This is a genomic window from Aeromicrobium marinum DSM 15272 (genome assembly GCF_000160775.2).
Lineage (GTDB): Bacteria > Actinomycetota > Actinomycetes > Propionibacteriales > Nocardioidaceae > Aeromicrobium > Aeromicrobium marinum.
On sequence record NZ_CM001024.1, the window covers coordinates 1197989 to 1214369 of the forward strand.

Here is a 16381-nt window from a genome sequence, read left to right on the forward strand (position 1 = left end):
CGTGTCCACCCCCTCACCCACCCGGCTGCGGGCCGAGGTCTGGATCGTGCTCGGCCTGTCCCTGGGGCAGTCCGCCGTGTACGCCGTGCTCAGCCTGGTCATCAAGCTGACCGATGGTGGTCTGCGTGAGTCCACCGCCACACTCAACGCCACCCGTGCGGACCGCCAGTGGCTGGACCTCACCCTGCAGCTGCTGAGCATCGGCTTCGGCGTGCTGCCGGTGCTCCTGGCGCTGTACCTCCTGGCCGGCCGGCCGATCGGCTTCGACCGCACCCGCCCGCGTCATGACCTGCTGGTCGGCACCGGACTCGCCGCCGTGATCGGGATTCCCGGGCTCGGCCTGTACTTCGCCGGAAGAGCGCTCGGAGTCACCGCCGAGATCGTGCCGGCGCCGGACACCGTGTACCTCTGGACGGTCGGCATCCTCGTGCTCGCCGCACTCCAGAACGGCCTCCTCGAGGAAGTCGTGATGGTGGGCTACCTGCAGACCCGGCTGCGGCAGCTCGGCTGGGGTCCCTGGCCCGCGATCGTGCTCAGCTCCCTGATCCGCGGCACCTACCACCTGTACCAGGGCTTCGGCCAGGCCCTGGGCAACGTGGTCATGGGGCTGGTGTTCGGCTGGTGGTTCGAACGCACCGGCCGTGTCATGCCGCTCGTGGTGGCCCACACGCTGCTCGACGTCGTGGCGTTCGTGGGCTACCTCGCCCTGGCCGACCAGATCGGCTTGCGATGAGGCTGGAGTTCGACGACGCGCTGCCGATCTCGGCACGCCGCGACGAGATCGGTGCCGCGATCCGTGACCACCAGGTCGTGGTCGTGGCCGGTGAGACCGGATCGGGCAAGACCACCCAGCTGCCCAAGATCGTGCTGGGGCTCGGGCGCACCGCGATCGCCCACACCCAGCCGCGGCGTCTGGCTGCGCGCTCGGTGGCCCGCCGCATCGCCGACGAGTGCGACGTCGAGCTGGGCGCCGAGGTCGGCTACGCGGTGCGGTTCGACGACCAGAGCAGCCGCGACACTCAGGTTCGGCTGGTCACCGACGGACTGCTGCTCGCGGAGATCCACGGTGACCGCGACCTGCGGCGCTACGACACGATCATCATCGACGAGGCGCACGAGCGTTCGCTGTCGATCGACTTCCTGCTGGGGTACCTGCACCAGCTGCTCCCCCGTCGACCCGACCTCAAGGTCGTCATCACGTCGGCGACGATCGACGTCGATCGGTTCGCCGCCCTGTTCGACGCCCCGGTCATCGAGGTCAGCGGGCGCACCTACCCCGTCGAGGTCCGCTACCGACCCCTGCACGAGAGCGACTCCGGCGACCTGCTGGAGGGCATCACCGCCGCGATCGACGAGCTGCCGCGCGACGGCGACATCCTCGTGTTCCTGCCGGGCGAACGCGACATCCGAGACGCCGCCGACCACCTCGCCGGGCGCCAGTACCCCCGCACCGAGATCCTCCCGCTCTACGGGCGGCTGGCCGCGCACGACCAGCAGAAGATCTTCGGCCCGACCTCCGGCCGGCGGATCGTGCTGGCCACCAACGTCGCCGAGACGTCACTGACCGTCCCGGGCATCCGGTTCGTCGTCGACCCCGGCCTGGCCCGCATCTCGCGCTACAGCCAACGTCTCAAGGTCCAACGCCTGCCGATCGAGCCGATCTCGCAGGCCAGCGCCGCCCAGCGGGCCGGGCGGTGCGGTCGCGTGGCGGACGGCATCTGCATCCGGCTGTACTCCGAGGAGGACCACGACGGTCGGCCGGAGTTCACCGACCCCGAGATCCTGCGCACCAACCTGGCTTCCGTCATGCTCCAGATGGCCTCGCTCGACCTCGGCGACATCCGTGAGTTCGGCTTCCTCGACCCGCCGGACTCGCGTGCCGTCGCCGACGGGATCGCGCTGCTGCGCGAGCTGGGTGCGCTGGCACCTGGGCGAGGTGCGGCCGACCGCCTGACCCGCCTCGGCCGGACGATGGCCGGGCTGCCCGTCGACCCACGGCTGGCGCGCATGCTGCTGGCGGCCGACCGCCTCGGGTGCCTGGGCGACGTGCTCGTCATCGTCGCGGCGATGTCGATCCAGGACCCGCGCGAGCGTCCGCTGGAGCAGCAGCAGGCCGCCGATGAGAAGCACGCCCGGTTCCGGCAGCCGGACTCCGACTTCTTGTCGTGGTTGTCGCTCTGGTCCTATCTGCGCGAGCTGCACGACCAGCAGTCGCACAGCAAGTTCCGCAAGCAGGTGCAGGCGGAGTTCCTGCACTACCTGCGGATCCGGGAGTGGCAGGACGTCCACACCCAGCTGCGGCGGACGGCCAAGGACATGGGGCTCAAGCCCGGACCGACCGGCGCGGATCCCGACCTGGTGCACCGCGCCCTGCTGACGGGACTGCTCTCGCAGGTGGGGCTGCGGGAGCCCGACGGGCGGGAGTTCGCCGGCGCCCGTGGGGCGCGGTTCATGGTGTTCCCCGGCTCCGGCCTGGCCAAGAAGCCGCCGGCGTGGGTGATGGCCGGCGAGCTGGTCGAGACCAACCGCCTGTGGGCCCGCTCGGTCGCCAGGGTGCAGCCGGAGTGGATCGAGGAGGCCGCCGCGCACCTGGTGAAGCGGCAGTACGCCGAGCCCCACTGGTCGATCAAGCGCGGAGCGGTCATGGCCCGGGAGCGGGTCACGCTCTACGGCCTCCCCGTGGTGGCCGACCGTCTGGTGCAGTACGGCCGGATCGACCCCGAGGTCTCGCGCGAGCTGTTCATCCGCCACGCGTTGGTGCAGGGCGAGTGGCGCACCCACCATCACTTCTGGGACCGCAACCAGGCCCTCGTGACCGAGGTCGACGAGCTGGAGGACCGGCTGCGTCGGCGTGACCTGCGCGCCGACGACGACACCCTGTGCGCGTTCTACGACGAGCGCATCCCGGCCGAGGTCGTGTCGGTGCGCCACTTCGACGCCTGGTGGAAGAAGACCCGCCGCAACTCCCCCGACCTGCTCGACCTGACCCGCGAGATGCTGCTCGCCGACTCCCCCGACGCCGACGCGGAGTTCCCTCGTGAATGGCACTCCGACGGCGAGTCGTACCCCCTCACCTATGCGTTCGAGCCCGGCGCCGACGTCGACGGGGTCACGGTGGACGTGCCGCTCGCCCGTCTGCTGGCCGTCGACGACCGCGCCTTCGCCTGGCACGTGCCGGGGCACCGGGTCGAGCTGGTCACCGAGCTGATCCGGTCGCTGCCCAAGCGACTGCGTCGCGAGTTCGTGCCGGCCGGTCAGTTCGCTCCGCGGCTGGTCGCGGCGATGGACCCGGGATCGGATGACCTGACGGCCGAGCTGGCCCGACAGATGCGCCTGCTGAACGGCACGGTCGTGGACGCCGACGACTTCGACGTGTCCGCCCTTCCGGACCACCTGCGCGTCACCTTCCGGGTCGTCGACGGCGACAGCGAGCTGGCCCGCGGCAAGAACCTGTCGGCCCTGCGCGAGCAGCTCACCACTCACCTGCGGGCGGACCTCACCGCGGTGGCGCGGCAGGAGGAGCGCACCGGTCTGCGGCGCTGGGAGGTCGGGACCCTCGAACCCACGCTCCGCGCCGGTCAGGTGACCGGCTACCCGGCGCTCGTCGACGAGGGGTCGAGCGTCGCCCTGCGGATCCTGGACTCCGAGGCCGAGCAGACGGCGGCGATGGTGCGGGGGCAGGCACGCCTCCTGTCCTTCGCCCTTCCCTCACCGGTGCCCGGCATCGGACGGACCCTGGACCTGCATGCCAAGCTCCTGCTCTCGACCGGGCCCCACCGTGATGCCGCCGCCGTCATCGAGGAGTGCTGGCTGGCCGCGCTCGACGCCCTCGTCGTCCGGCACGGCGGTCCGGTTCGGGACGAGCGGTCGTACGACGCCCTCCGCGAGTGGGTCCGGGGGGAGATGTTCGACGAGACCGAACGTGCCGTGCGGACCTCTCTCGACGTCCTGCGGGCCTACGGCGAGCTCGTACCGCTCCCGAAGACCGAGGCCGGCGAGGACGTCCGGGTGCAGCTGTCGTGGCTGGTCCACCCGGGCTTCATCCGTGATGCCGGGACCGCGCAGCTGCGGCGACTTCCCGTCTACCTCCAGGCGGCGAGACGTCGTCTCGACACCCCGCTGACCGACGACCTGGTTGCGGCGCAGGAGCTGGAGGCACGGTTCCACGAGAGGACCGCCGGGCTGGGCACCTGGGCACGGCTGGCGCCTGACGTGCAGCACGTCCGATGGGCGCTGGAGGAGCTGCGGGTCAGCCTGCTCGCGCAACAGCTCCGCACGGCGTTCCCGGTGTCGGTCAAGCGGGTCACCGCGCTCGTCGACGCCCTCTGACCGCGCTCAGTACCAGCCGAGGGTCCCGGCGGCGTCGGCCGCGATGACGAATCCGACGATCCCACGTGAGTGAGCGCCTCGGGCTCGTTCCTCGCCCTCACGGTCGCTCCGCTCCCTGGCGACCACACGGGGGCGTGGTTTCGAGGCTGCTCGTTCCTCGCAGCACCTCAACCACCGAGAACACGCGACCGCGCGTTCGCCAGCCCGAGCGTGCGAGGGCGTGAGCGCAGCGAGGCGAACCTCGCGTGAGTGAGCGCCTCGGGCTCGTTCCTCGCCCTCACGGTCGCTCCGCTCCCTGGCGACCACACGGGGGCGTGGTTTCGAGGCTGCTCGTTCCTCGCAGCACCTCAACCACCGAGAACACGCGACCGCGCGTTCGCCAGCCCGAGCTTGCGAGGGCGTGAGCGCAGCGAGGCGAACCTCGCGTGAGTGAACGCCTCGGGCTCGTTCCTCGCCCTCACGGTCGCTCCGCTCCCTGGCGAACGAGGGCCTACGAGGCGAACCTGACGTCAGCCGACGCCGAGCAGGTCGATCACGAAGATGAGGGTCTTGCCCGACAGGCGGTGACCGCCACCGGCCGGCCCGTAGGCCAGCTCGGGCGGGCACACCAGCTGGCGACGACCGCCGACCTTCATGCCGGGGATGCCCTGCTGCCAGGCGCCGATGAGCTGCGGCAGCGGGAAGTTCGCGGACTGTCCGCGGTCCCAGGAAGCGTCGAACTGCTCGCCGGTGTCGAACTCGACGCCGACGTAGTGCACGTCGACGACCCCGCCGGCCACGGCCTCGGGGCCGTCGCCGACGACCAGGTCGGTGATCTGCAGCTCGGTGGGCGCCGGGCCCTCGATGAAGTCCACTTCAGGCTTGGATGTCATCCTGCGATCCTTCCACACCCGTCGACGCGCAAGAATGGGCCCCATGCGCGCCACACTCCTGCACTCGCCCCGCGACATCCGCCTCGACGACGTGCCCGATGCTGCCCTCGTCCTCGACACCGACGCCGTCGTTCGCGTGGTCGCCTCCTGCATCTGCGGGTCCGACCTGTGGCCGTACCGAGGCGTCCACGACGTGCGCAAGCCGCAACGCATCGGACACGAGTTCGTGGGCATCGTCGAGCAGGTCGGCGCCGACGTCTCGACCGTGCAGCCCGGTGACTTCGTCATCGCGCCGTTCACCTTCTCCGACAACACCTGCGCACTGTGCGAGCGCGGTGTCCACACGTCGTGCACCAACGGCGGCATGTGGGGTCTGCGGGACAAGCAGGGCCACGACGTCGACGGCGGTCAGGGTGAGTTCGTCCGGATCCCCTGGGCCGACGGCACCCTCGTCGCGACCCCGTCGGAGCCCAGTGCGGAGATGATCCCGCACCTGCTGACCCTCTCGGACGTGTTCCCCACCGGTCACCACGCCGCCGTCTCGGCCGGCGTCAAGGCCGGCAGCACCGTCGCCGTCGTCGGTGACGGTGCTGTCGGACTCAGCGCCGTGCTCGCGGCCAAGCGACTCGGCGCCGCACGCATCGTGGCCATGTCCCGCCACGACGACCGCCAGCAGGTGGCCCGGTCCTTCGGTGCCGACGAGATCGTCGCCGAGCGTGGCAAGGAGGGCGCCAAGACCGTCCGCGAGATGCTCGACGGCATCGGCGCCGACCACGTGCTGGAGTGCGTGGGCACCAAGGACAGCATGGCGCAGGCGATCGCCTGCGCCCGTCCTGGCGGGAGGATCGGTTACGTGGGCGTCCCCCACGACGTCGAGCTCAACGTCCCGGCGATGTTCGGCCGCAACATCGGCATCGCCGGCGGCATCGCCCCGGTCCGCGCCTACCTCGGCGAGCTGCTCCCCGACGTGCTCGACGGCACCGTCGCCCCGGGAGCCGTCTTCGACCTCACGGTGCCGCTCGACCAGGTCGCCGAGGGCTACCGCGCGATGGACGAGCGGACGGCGATCAAGACGATGCTGACGATCTGAGCGTCAGTCGAGCGTCGCGTCGGCGGCGTCGTTGTACCGGTGCAGCAGGTCGGTGAAAGCGGCCACGTCGTCAGCGTCCCAGCCGCTGAAGAGCTCCTCGAGGCGACGCTGGACGTCGGTGCGGGCAGCGTTCAGCTGCGCGAGGGCCGGCCCGGCCGGGGTCAGCAGCCGGGCGCGGCCGTCGAGGGGATCCGGTGTCTGCTCGACCAGGCCCAGTCGGACCAGCGTCGACACCGCGCGGCTCGCCGTGGACTTGTGCACACCGAAGCTCTCCGCCAGGTCGGCGCCCCGCACCTCGCCCGGTGCCTCGCAGATGCCGAGGAAGAACAGGTAGGTCCCGTAGTCGAGCTCGGGGTGCAGCTGCTCGACGATCCGCATCGACCGGCGCCGGAGCCGCTGGGTGAGCCGCGTCAGCTCGTACTCGACGTCGAACGGACGCTGGCTGGTCATGGAGCGACCCTACCGACAGCGCGAGGGGCACCCGTACGGATGCCCCTCGCGTCGGTGTCGGTGCCGAGGTGCTACTTCAGCTGCGACGACGACAGGTTCAGCAGCCGGCGCGCGATGATCAGCTGCTGGATCTGCTGGGTGCCCTCGAAGATGTCGAGGATCTTGGAGTCGCGGCTCCACTTCTCCAGGAACGACGTCTCGCTGTAGCCGAGCGTGCCCGCCAGCTCGACGCACCGCAGGGTGATGTCGTTGCCCACCCGGCCGGCCTTGGCCTTGGACATCGAGGCCTCCATCGAGTTGGGCTTGCGGTTGTCGGCCAGCCACGCCGCTTCGAGCGTCAGCAGGAGCGCGGCCTCCCAGTCGGCCTCCATCGCGATGAAGGTCGCGGCGGCGTACGACTGCGACTGGGCGGGCCGGTCGTAGTCGATCTCGACACCGGCGGCGTCCAGCAGCGAGCGGACCTCCTCGAGCGCGGCACGGGCCAGGCCCACCGCCATGCCCGCCACCAGGGGACGGGTGTTGTCGAAGGTCGCCATGGCACCGGCGAACCCCTGCTTGACGTCGACCTCGGCGCTGCCCAACAGGTTCTCGGCCGGCACCCGGCAGTTCTCCAGCAGGATCACCGCGGTGTCGGACGCCCGGATGCCGAGCTTGTGCTCGAGCCGCTCCACCCGGATGCCGGGCAGCGACTTGGGCACCACGAAGGACTTGATGGCCGCGCGACCCAGGCTCTTGTCGAGCGTCGCCCACACCACCACGGTGTCGGCGCGCTCACCGGACGTGACGTAGATCTTCTCGCCGTTGAGGATGTAGTGGTCGCCGTCCTTGACCGCGGTCGTGGTGATGGCGGCCGAGTCCGAGCCGAAACTGGGCTCGGTGATGGCCATGGCCGCCCACGTGCCCTTGAACCGCTCGAGCTGCTCGTCGGTCGCGACCGAGGCGATGGCGGAGTTGCCCAGGCCCTGGCGAGGCATCGAGAGCAGCAGGCCGACGTCGCCCCAGCACATCTCGATGACCGAGAGGACCGAGGACATGTTGGTGCCGTTCTTGACCTTGCCCTTGCCGGCCTCGTCCTCGTCCCGGCGGACACCGGCGGCGCCGGCACCCTGGCCCTGACCGGAATCGCTCATGCCGTCGATCAACGAGGCGAGCAGGTCGAGCTCCTTGGGGTACGAGTGCTCGGCGAGGTCGTACTTGCGCGAGTTGGCGCGCAGGAAGTTGTCGGCGACCTGGTTGGCCTGGTCGACGAAGGTGCGGAACTTCTTGGGTGTCTCGAGATTGATCATGGTGTGTTCCGCCCTCAGACGAGGACTGCTCCTTCCATCAGGCCGACGGCCCGCAGGTCGCGGTACCACCGTTCCACCGGGTGCTCCTTGACGAAGCCGTGACCACCGAGCAGCTGGACGCCGTCGGTGCCGATCTTCATGCCGTACTCGCTGGTGAGACGACGCGCCAGCGCGACCTCACGGGCGTAGGGCAGGCCCTGCTCGGCCCGCGACGCGGCCCGGAGCGTGACCAGGCGCATGCCCTCGAGCTCGATGGCGATGTTCGCCACCATGAAGGCCACCGACTGCCGGTACGCGATCGGCTCACCGAACGCCTCCCGGCCGACGACGTAGTCCTTGGTGTAGTCCAGTACCGCCTTGCCGGTGCCGAGGGCCAGACCGGCCCAGCCCAGGCGGGACAGGCGGACGCACTCGCGGTAGTCGTCCAGCGTGCCCTCGCCCAGCAGCGCGGAGGCCGGCAGCGAGACCTGGTCGAGCTTGAGCTGGGCCAGGCCCGCGGCGCGCAGACCCATGGACGGGTCGGCGGCGACGCTGACGCCGGCGGTGGGCGCCTCCACCACGAACAGGGCGGGCGCACCGTCGAGCTGGGCGGCCACGATGAACAGCTCGGCGTCCAGGCCGCGGACCACACCGGACTTCAGGCCGTCGAGGACGAAGCCGTCGCCGGTCCGCGTCGCGGTGGTGCTCAGCTCGAAGGGGTCGAACAGTGGCCGGGGCTCGGCCACCACCAGGGCGGCGACGGGGACGTCCTCGCCGGTGAAGGCGGGCAGGTAGGTCTGCTGCTGCTCGTCGGAGCCCCACAGGGAGATGGCGGTGGCCACGGCGGCCGGGGCGAGGCACGCGACGGCCTGCCCCATGTCGCCCTCGGCGAGCGCCTCGGCGACCAGCACGCCGGTGATGGCCGACCGCTCCTCCGAGAGACCACCGAGGTCCTCGGGCACGTTGAGCAGACTGAGCCCGAACTCGGTGGTCTGGGCCAGCACCTCTGCCGTGGTCGAGTCGGCAGCCTCGGCGGCCTCGGCACCCGGGCGCAGGACCTCGGAGGCGAACTCGTTGATGACGCCCACGATCATCTGCTGGTCCTCGGTGGGCGAGAGGTCGAAGACCCCGCTGTCGGCGGTGGTGTGCTGGCGGACGGGCTTGCCGGAGCCCTTGACGCGCTTGAAGGTGCGAGCCGCTGCTCCGGCGGCCTGGAAGCCGGTCCGGGTGCCGTGGTAGACGGCGCTCTCGGCCTGCTTGCGCAGTCCGAGCCGGTCGATCGCGGGCGAGCTGGCGATGCGGTTCAACACCGCGAGGCCGATGCCCATCGGGTCTTTGCGAGAGGCCACTGGTTCTCCTTGGGACGGTCGGTCGGACGTGGTGCCCGCCGGGTGCTCACCAAAGCGTAACTCGCAGTTGCACTTTGGCATACCGATGGTATCCGGAATCACGTGCGGCGGCCAGCACTTCCCGCGATCCCGTGTCGCGCCTCCGATACCGTGAGGTCGTCCCGTTCGCTCCGTCGTGAGGTCCCGCTGTGCCCGACCCGCAGTCCCGTCCCCTCCCTGAGGGCGGATCCGTCCGCCCGATCACCCGCTGGGGCACCCCGGTCATGCACCGCGAGCTGGCCGACGTGACCACGTTCGACGAGGACCTGCGGGTCCTCGTGCGCGACATGGTCGCCACCATGTACGCCGCCAACGGGGTCGGCCTCGCGGCGAACCAGGTCGGCGTCGACCTGAAGGTCTTCGTCTTCGACTGCCCCGACGAGGACAGCGAGCGGGTCACCGGCGTGGTCTGCAACCCCGTGCTCACCCTGCCGGCGCTCGGTGACCGGCGCCTCGACGACGACGACGAGGGGTGCCTGTCGCTGCCCGGCGCCTTCACCACCTGCGCGCGCCCCGATGCCGCCCACGTCAGTGGCTTCGACGAGCACGGTGAGCCCGTCGAGTTCACGGGCTCCGGCCTCCTGGCCCGCTGCCTGCAGCACGAGACCGACCACCTGTTCGGCACGGTTTTCGGCGACCGGGTCCCCGAACGGTCCCGGAAGAAGCTGTACAAGACGCACCGTGAGGTCGCCGAGGACTACCCCGACGACTGGCCCGTGACCGCCAGCCCCGCGGAGGCACGGCACCGCGAGGACGCCTGAGACGACAGAGGTGGTCGCCAGGCCTCGCTCCGCTCCCCAAGTGCTCGCCAGGGAGCGGAGCGACCGTGAGGGCGCAGCCCGAGGCGACAGACTCGCGAGGGGTTCGCCTCGCTGCGCTCACGCCCTCGTTCCTCGGACTGGCGAACACCGGTTTGCGTTCGCCATGGAGCGCAGCGACCGTGAGGGCACCGGTTGCGGTCGCCAGGGAGCGCAGCGACCGTGAGGGCGCAGCCCGAGGCGACCCGCGGCGTGGGGGTCAGTCCTCCTCGCGCAGCAACGGCGGTGTCGCGTTGCGCGGCCGGATGCCCAGCTTGTCGGCGTAGAAATCCCTCACGACGTCCATGTCGGCCCGCACGTCGTCACTGGCGTGGAAGGTCGGCCCGAATCCCATGGTGCGCGTCGGCGGGTCGAAGAACGCCAGGCTCACCGGCAGACCCGTCTCCCGCGAGAGCCGCAGGAAGCCGGACTTCCAGTGCGTCCCCCGTGAGCGGGTGCCCTCGGCGGCCACGACGAGCCGGAACGACTCCCCCGACCTGGCTTCGTCGACCAGCTCCCGCACGACGCCGGCCGGGTTCTCGCGGTCCAGCGGCACCCCTCCGAGGCCACGGATGACCCAGCCGAGCGGGCCGCGGAACAGCTGCTGCTTGACCAGCACCCGCGGATGCTCCCCGCCGTGCCACATGACCAGCAGCATGGTGATGAAGTCCCAGTTGGAGGTGTGCGGCGCGCCCACCAGGATCCCGGTGGGTGGAACCTCCCCGACCATCTCGTAGCGCATGACGCGCGTGATGGTCCTGGCCACGGCCCGACGGACCCGCCGCTGCTGACTCATGTGCGCAGACTAGGGCCCCGGAGCTGCCAGCAGGCCACCGCCACCGACGCCGCGACGTTCAGGGAGTCGATGTCCTCGGCCATCGGGATGGTGGCGCGGACCGGGCTCGCGCTCTCCCAGTGCCGGGTGAGGCCGTGCCCCTCCGACCCCACCACCAGCGCCAGGGGTCGATCCGTGTCGACCTCGTCGATCGGTACCGCTCCCTCACCCAGCGTCATCGCGACAGCCGTGAAGCCTGCGTCCGCGAGCAGCTCGGGGGTGGACGCCCAGTCGTCGACCCGCGCCCAGGGGAGACGGAACACCGCCCCCATCGACACCTTGATCGATCGGCGGTACAGCGGGTCGGCGCACCGCGGCGACAGCAGCACGGCGTCCCACCCCAGGGCGGCAGCGCTGCGGAAGATCGCCCCCACGTTGGTGTGGTCGACGAGGTCCTCCAGCACCACCACCCGCCGGGCGCCCGCCAGCACCGTGGCGGCCGGCCTTGCGGGCGGCCGCTCCAGCGCCGCGAGAGCTCCGCGATGCACGTGGAAGCCGGTGAGGTGCTCGATGACCGACTCCTCGAGCACGTAGCAGGGCGCGTCGGTGCCGTCGATGACGTCGCCGAGCCCGTCGATCCAACGCGGGGCCATCAGGAAGGACCGCGGCGCGTGTCCGGACTCCACCGCTCGGCGCACGACCTTCTCGCCCTCGGCGATGAACAGTCCCCGCTCGGTCTCCAGCCGCCGCCGCAGACTCACGTCCCTCAGCTCGGTGTAGTCGTGCAGCCGCGGGTCGGACGGGTCATCGAGTCGAACGATCTGGGCCACGCGGTTAGGTTAGGAGTCATGAGTCTCGAACGCCCCGTCACCCCCGATCCCTACCCCCTGCTGCCCGCCGCGGAGACCTTCACCGTCACCAGCGAGGACGTCACCGACGGCGCCCCCCTCAAGGACGACCAGGTCAACGCCCACGGCGACACGTCACCCCAGCTGAGCTGGTCCGGCGCCCCTGCCGGCACCCGCTCGTTCGTCGTCACCTGCTTCGATCCCGACGCCCCCATCGTGTCCGGGTTCTGGCACTGGGTCGCCGTGGACATCCCGGCGGACGTGACCTCGCTCGACACGGGGGCCGGCGCGTCGGACGACACGCTGCCCGGCGGTGCCTTCCACCTGCGCAACGACGGCGGAGGCGCCAACTTCATGGGCGCCGCTCCCCCGGCCGGCGACCAGGACCACCGCTACTTCTTCGTCGTGCACGCCGTCGGCGAGGAGACCCTGGGCGTCGACTCCACCGCCACGCCGGCCTACGCCGGGTTCAACCTGGCGTTCAAGACGCTCGGGCGCGCGATCATCCACGGCACCTACCGGCACTGAGCCGCCGCACCCCGCGGCGGAGCTACTCCGCCGTGGGGGGTGCCTTCGTCTCGGCGGCCCGCGCGGCCTCCAGCGCCTCCTCGACGGCTTCGCTGGTGTCGGTCGACTGCGCCAAGTCCGACGCCGAGATCTGCTCGTCGAGGTCGACGCGTCGCCTGCTGCCCCCACCGTCCACCGGCACCTTGCCGATGATCCCGCCCAGCTGACCCAACGACGCGGTCAGCTCGGCCGGGATGATCCAGGTCGAGGCGTTCTCGCCGTTCGCGATCTTCGGCAGGGTCTGCAGGTACTGGTAGTTGAGCAGCTTCTGGTCGGGGTTGCCGTCGTGGATGGCCTGGAACACCGTCTCGATGGCGCGACCCTCACCCTGGGCCTTGAGGATGGCGGACTGCCGCTCGCCCTCGGCCTCGAGGATCGCCGCCTGCTTCTGGCCCTCCGCGGTCAGGATCTGGGCCTGCTTCTGGCCCTCCGCGGTCAGGATCGCCGCCTGGCGCTCGCCCTCGGCGGTGAGGATGACGGCGCGCCGGTCACGCTCGGCCCGCATCTGCTTCTCCATCGCGTCGATGATGGTGGGCGGGGGGTCGATGCTCTTGAGCTCCACCCGGTTGACCTTGATGCCCCAGCGGCTCGTGGCGGCGTCGAGCTCGGCGCCCAGCGTGCGGTTGACCTGGTCGCGACCGGTCAGGGCGTGCTCGAGCGTCATGCCGCCGATGATGTTGCGCAGCGTCGTCATGGTCAGCTGGTGGATGGCCTCGATGTAGTTGACGATCTCGTAGGTCGCCGAGACGGGGTTGTTGACCGTGTAGTAGATCACCGTGTCGATCGAGACCGTCAGGTTGTCCTCGGTGATGACGTCCTGCGGCGGGAACGACAACACCTGCTCGCGCTGGTCGATCATGTACCGCAGACGGTCGAGGAACGGCAGGATCAGGTGCGGCCCGGAGTCCAGGGTCGTGCGGTACTTGCCGAGTCGCTCGACGATGCCGGCCCGCTGCTGCGGGACGATCTTGAACGACATCACGACCACGGCGATCGCCAGGATCAGCAGCAGGAAGGCGAAGATGGTGATGGCTGATGCGAACATCAGGCGTCCTTTCCGGCCACGATGGCGGTGGCCCCTTCGATGGAGACGACGGTGACCTCGGTCCCGACGTCCAGGGGTGTCGACACGACCGACCGGCGAGCCGTCCAGAGCTGGCCGTCGATGGTGACCCGGCCGGATCGGTCCGTCACGGGCTCGTCGACCACGCCGGTGCGCCCGACGAGGTTGTGGTGACCCACCGTAAGCGTGGGTCCGTCGTGCAGACGACGGGTGAACCGGGGCCGCACGAACATCAGCAGCAGCACGGACACGCCGCCGAAGACGATGAACGACAGCCAGACCGGGGCACCAAGGGCGGATGCCCCGGCCGCGACCAGCGCAGCGACCGCGAACATCAGCAGGACCAGCTCGAGGCTGGCCAGCTCGGCCAGCGCCAGGACCGTCGCGATCGCGATCCACACCACCCAGGTGTTGTCGTTGATCCAGTCGATCATGGTCCGACCTCCTCGCGAGCGGCGCGACGCCCGTACTGGGCCCTACGGGCAGCGTACCGACCGGAGTCGTAGGTGAGGTCCACGCGCGTGCCGAAGGTGCGGCCCAGGTTCTCGGCGGTCAGCGTCGACTCGAGCGGCCCGGCCGCGACCACGGAACCGGCCCGGAGCATCAGCACGTGGGTGAATCCCACCGGGATCTCCTCGACGTGGTGGGTGACCAGCACCAGGACCGGCGCCGAGCGGTCAGCGGCCAGGGTCTGCAGGCTCGCGAGCAGGTCCTCACGGGCACCGAGGTCGAGGCCGGCGGCGGGCTCGTCGAGCAGGAGCAGCTCCGGGTCGGTCATCAGAGCCCGGGCGATGAGGACCCGCTTCCGCTCGCCCTCAGACAGCGTGCCGAAGGTGCGGTCGGCCAGTCGGGCGACACCCATCTCGCCCATGATCTGGTCGGCCTGCCGCACGTCGAGATCGTCGTACTGCTCGTTCCAGCGGCCGAGGACGGCGTGGGCGGCCGAGAGGACCGCGTCCCGCACGGACTCCGTGGCAGGGATCTGGTCGGCGATCGTGGTGCTGGTGTGGCCGATGCGGGTCCGCAGCTCGAAGACGTCGACGCGACCGAGTCGCTCCCCGAGGATCGACGCCCGCCCCTTGGTGGGAAATCCGGACGCACCCAGGATCTGCAGGAGCGTCGTCTTGCCGGCGCCGTTGGGCCCGAGGACGATCCACCGTTCACCCTCGTGGACCGTCCAGTCGACGCGATCCAGCAGCGTGGTGTCGGAGCGCACGACGCTCACGTGGGACAGCTTGATCGCCGCCTTCATCGAACACACCTCCAGCGCCTGTGGTCGTGGTCCCAACCTATCGCGCTAGCCTCGTGCCGATGACCACCCACGTGCCGGTCGCCCGGCTCACCGCGCCGACCGTCCTCGTGACGCTGATCGGCCCCGACGCCAGCGGCGTCTCGACCCGCCTGTTCACCGAGCTGGGGGGCTTCGACCTCGAGGTGATCGACGTCGAGCAGCTGGTCGTGCGGGGACGACTGATCCTCAGCGTCCTGGTGACCGAGCCGGCCGACCTGGTCGGACTCGAGGCCGCGGTCCGCCGGGCCGGAGCCGATCTGGGCCTGGACGTCTCGGTCGAGCGCGGCAGCGGCGACAACCGGCCCCGTCGTGTCGGCCGCGCCCAGGTGGTGGTGCTCGGTCATCCCCTCCGGCCCGACGCGATGGCGGCGGTCACGGCGCAGATCCGGACCGACGGCGGCAACATCGACCGGATCGTCCGCATGGCGAGGTACCCCGTGACGGCCATCCGCATGGAGGTGTCCGGCGCCGACCCCGACGTCCTGCAGATGACCCTCGCGACCGTCGCGCACGAGCGAGGTGTCGACATCTCCGTGCAGGAGAACGGCATCCTGCGACACGCGCAGCGCCTCGTGGTGATGGATGTCGACTCGACCCTGATCCAGGGCGAGGTGATCGAGATGATCGCCGCCCACGCCGGGTGCGAGGAGGAGGTCGCGGCCGTCACCGAGTCGGCGATGCGCGGCGAGCTGGACTTCGCCGAGTCGCTGCACCAGCGGGTGGCCCTGCTGCGCGGTGTCGACGCGACCGCACTCGACGACGTCTACGCGTCGCTGCAGTACGCGCCGGGTGCCCGCACCATGATCCGCACCCTCAAACGGCTCGGCTACCGGTTCGCCCTGGTCAGCGGGGGGTTCACCCCGATCATCGAGCGGATCGCCGCCGAGCTGGGCATCGACTACTACGCCGCCAACGACCTCGAGGTGCAGGACGGGCGCCTGACCGGCCGGGTGCTCGGGCGGGTCGTCGACCGGGCCGGCAAGGCCGAGGCGTTGCGTGAGTTCGCCGCTGCCGCGCGGATCCCCGTCAAGAACACCGTCGCCATCGGGGACGGGGCCAACGACCTGGACATGCTGGCCGCCGCGGGGCTCGGCATCGCGTTCAACGCCAAGCCGCTGGTGCGCGACCAGGCCCGCACGTCGGTCAACGTGCCCTACCTCGACACGATCATCTACCTGCTCGGGGTGACCCGCGAGGAGGTCGAGGCCGCGGATGAGGCGGATGAGGCGGACCGCAGCGAGTGAAACGAGCGGAGCGTCCGACCACGTTGAACGTCACGCGGCGCAGCCGCCCCGGAGTGAAACGACGCGAGGTGGTTTCGAGGCTCGGGCGCTGAGCGCCCTCACACCTCAACCACCGGAGGGACGGCTCGGGCGCTGGGCGCCCTCGCACCTCAACCACCAGGCGCACGCGCCCTACTCGTCGTCCTCGAGGCGGAAGCCCAGCTTCATGGTGACCTGGTAGTGCGACACCGAGGTGTCGGTGATCTGCCCACGGATCCCCTCGACCTCGAACCAGTCCAGGTGCCTCAGGGTCTGGCCGGCCCGTTGGATGCCGTTCTCGATCGCCTCGGTGACGCCGACGGGTGAGGTGCCGACGATCTCGGTCACGCGGTAGGTGCGGTTGCTCATGCGACCATCATGCTC

At 70.6% G+C, this 16381-nt stretch carries 16 protein-coding genes; 6 read left to right on the forward strand and 10 right to left on the reverse strand.

Annotated features, from left to right (window positions below; all coding sequences use genetic code 11):
* The first annotated feature begins 1 nt into the window (after position 1).
* Together HMPREF0063_RS06230 and hrpA are read left to right on the forward strand one after the other, a co-directional pair.
* Complete coding sequence (locus tag HMPREF0063_RS06230) at positions 2-733, forward strand: CPBP family intramembrane glutamic endopeptidase (RefSeq protein WP_007077802.1); 732 nt, start codon at positions 2-4, stop codon at positions 731-733.
* The gene (hrpA, locus tag HMPREF0063_RS06235; protein WP_007077803.1) at positions 730-4329 is read left to right on the forward strand and encodes an ATP-dependent RNA helicase HrpA; all 3600 of its coding nucleotides are present in this window, start codon (positions 730-732) and stop codon (positions 4327-4329) included. Before HMPREF0063_RS06230 ends, hrpA begins: the two co-directional genes overlap by 4 nt.
* A 509-nt stretch (positions 4330-4838) precedes the next feature.
* Here hrpA and HMPREF0063_RS06240 read toward each other — a convergent pair.
* Positions 4839-5201, reverse strand: coding sequence for an FKBP-type peptidyl-prolyl cis-trans isomerase (locus HMPREF0063_RS06240; protein WP_007077805.1), 363 nt, complete (start codon positions 5199-5201; stop codon positions 4839-4841).
* 43 nt (positions 5202-5244) lie between these two features.
* Between HMPREF0063_RS06240 and HMPREF0063_RS06245 the strand changes: the two genes are divergently transcribed.
* A complete protein-coding gene (locus HMPREF0063_RS06245; RefSeq protein WP_040320140.1) occupies positions 5245-6291 on the forward strand; it encodes a zinc-dependent alcohol dehydrogenase family protein in 1047 nt (348 codons plus the stop codon).
* A gap of 3 nt (positions 6292-6294) precedes the next feature.
* Here the strand turns inward: HMPREF0063_RS06245 and HMPREF0063_RS06250 are convergent, their stop codons facing one another.
* The 3 genes from HMPREF0063_RS06250 to HMPREF0063_RS06260 form a co-directional block, all read right to left on the reverse strand.
* A complete protein-coding gene (locus tag HMPREF0063_RS06250; protein ID WP_007077807.1) occupies positions 6295-6741 on the reverse strand; it encodes a MarR family winged helix-turn-helix transcriptional regulator in 447 nt (148 codons plus the stop codon).
* Positions 6742-6812: 71 nt separating this feature from the next.
* Positions 6813-8027 carry an acyl-CoA dehydrogenase family protein gene (locus HMPREF0063_RS06255; protein ID WP_007077808.1) on the reverse strand — a complete coding sequence of 405 codons (1215 nt, stop codon included), beginning with the start codon at positions 8025-8027 and terminating at the stop codon, positions 6813-6815.
* A 14-nt stretch (positions 8028-8041) separates the two neighbouring features.
* On the reverse strand, positions 8042-9355 hold the full coding sequence (locus HMPREF0063_RS06260; RefSeq protein ID WP_007077809.1) for an acyl-CoA dehydrogenase family protein: 1314 nt from the start codon (positions 9353-9355) through the stop codon (positions 8042-8044).
* Positions 9356-9543: 188 nt separating this feature from the next.
* On the opposite strand from HMPREF0063_RS06260, the gene def reads away from it, so the two are divergent.
* A complete protein-coding gene (def, locus tag HMPREF0063_RS06265; protein WP_007077810.1) occupies positions 9544-10155 on the forward strand; it encodes a peptide deformylase in 612 nt (203 codons plus the stop codon).
* Positions 10156-10411: 256 nt separating this feature from the next.
* On the opposite strand, the gene HMPREF0063_RS06270 is transcribed toward def, so the two are convergent.
* Positions 10412-10987, reverse strand: coding sequence for a 1-acyl-sn-glycerol-3-phosphate acyltransferase (locus HMPREF0063_RS06270; RefSeq protein ID WP_007077811.1), 576 nt, complete (start codon positions 10985-10987; stop codon positions 10412-10414).
* The gene (locus HMPREF0063_RS06275) at positions 10984-11796 is read right to left on the reverse strand and encodes a TrmH family RNA methyltransferase (protein ID WP_007077812.1); all 813 of its coding nucleotides are present in this window, start codon (positions 11794-11796) and stop codon (positions 10984-10986) included. Before HMPREF0063_RS06275 ends, HMPREF0063_RS06270 begins: the two co-directional genes overlap by 4 nt.
* An 18-nt stretch (positions 11797-11814) precedes the next feature.
* Between HMPREF0063_RS06275 and HMPREF0063_RS06280 the strand changes: the two genes are divergently transcribed.
* The gene (locus HMPREF0063_RS06280) at positions 11815-12342 is read left to right on the forward strand and encodes a YbhB/YbcL family Raf kinase inhibitor-like protein (RefSeq protein ID WP_007077813.1); all 528 of its coding nucleotides are present in this window, start codon (positions 11815-11817) and stop codon (positions 12340-12342) included.
* A 22-nt stretch (positions 12343-12364) separates the two neighbouring features.
* Here the strand turns inward: HMPREF0063_RS06280 and HMPREF0063_RS06285 are convergent, their stop codons facing one another.
* The 3 genes from HMPREF0063_RS06285 to HMPREF0063_RS06295 are packed head-to-tail and all read right to left on the reverse strand — an operon-like array spanning position 12365 to position 14696.
* On the reverse strand, positions 12365-13426 hold the full coding sequence (locus HMPREF0063_RS06285; RefSeq protein WP_007077814.1) for an SPFH domain-containing protein: 1062 nt from the start codon (positions 13424-13426) through the stop codon (positions 12365-12367).
* The gene (locus HMPREF0063_RS06290; protein ID WP_007077815.1) at positions 13426-13878 is read right to left on the reverse strand and encodes an NfeD family protein; all 453 of its coding nucleotides are present in this window, start codon (positions 13876-13878) and stop codon (positions 13426-13428) included. Before HMPREF0063_RS06290 ends, HMPREF0063_RS06285 begins: the two co-directional genes overlap by 1 nt.
* Entirely contained in the window at positions 13875-14696 is an 822-nt protein-coding gene (locus HMPREF0063_RS06295) for an ABC transporter ATP-binding protein (RefSeq protein WP_007077816.1), read from the reverse strand. The genes HMPREF0063_RS06290 and HMPREF0063_RS06295 overlap by 4 nt, the downstream gene beginning before the upstream one ends.
* A 59-nt stretch (positions 14697-14755) precedes the next feature.
* Between HMPREF0063_RS06295 and serB the strand changes: the two genes are divergently transcribed.
* The gene (gene serB / locus HMPREF0063_RS06300) at positions 14756-15979 is read left to right on the forward strand and encodes a phosphoserine phosphatase SerB (protein ID WP_050760914.1); all 1224 of its coding nucleotides are present in this window, start codon (positions 14756-14758) and stop codon (positions 15977-15979) included.
* Positions 15980-16150: 171 nt separating this feature from the next.
* On the opposite strand, the gene HMPREF0063_RS06305 is transcribed toward serB, so the two are convergent.
* Positions 16151-16366 (reverse strand): dodecin, encoded by a 216-nt coding sequence (locus HMPREF0063_RS06305; RefSeq protein WP_007077818.1) that lies wholly within the window; start codon positions 16364-16366, stop codon positions 16151-16153.
* Positions 16367-16381 lie beyond the last annotated feature (15 nt).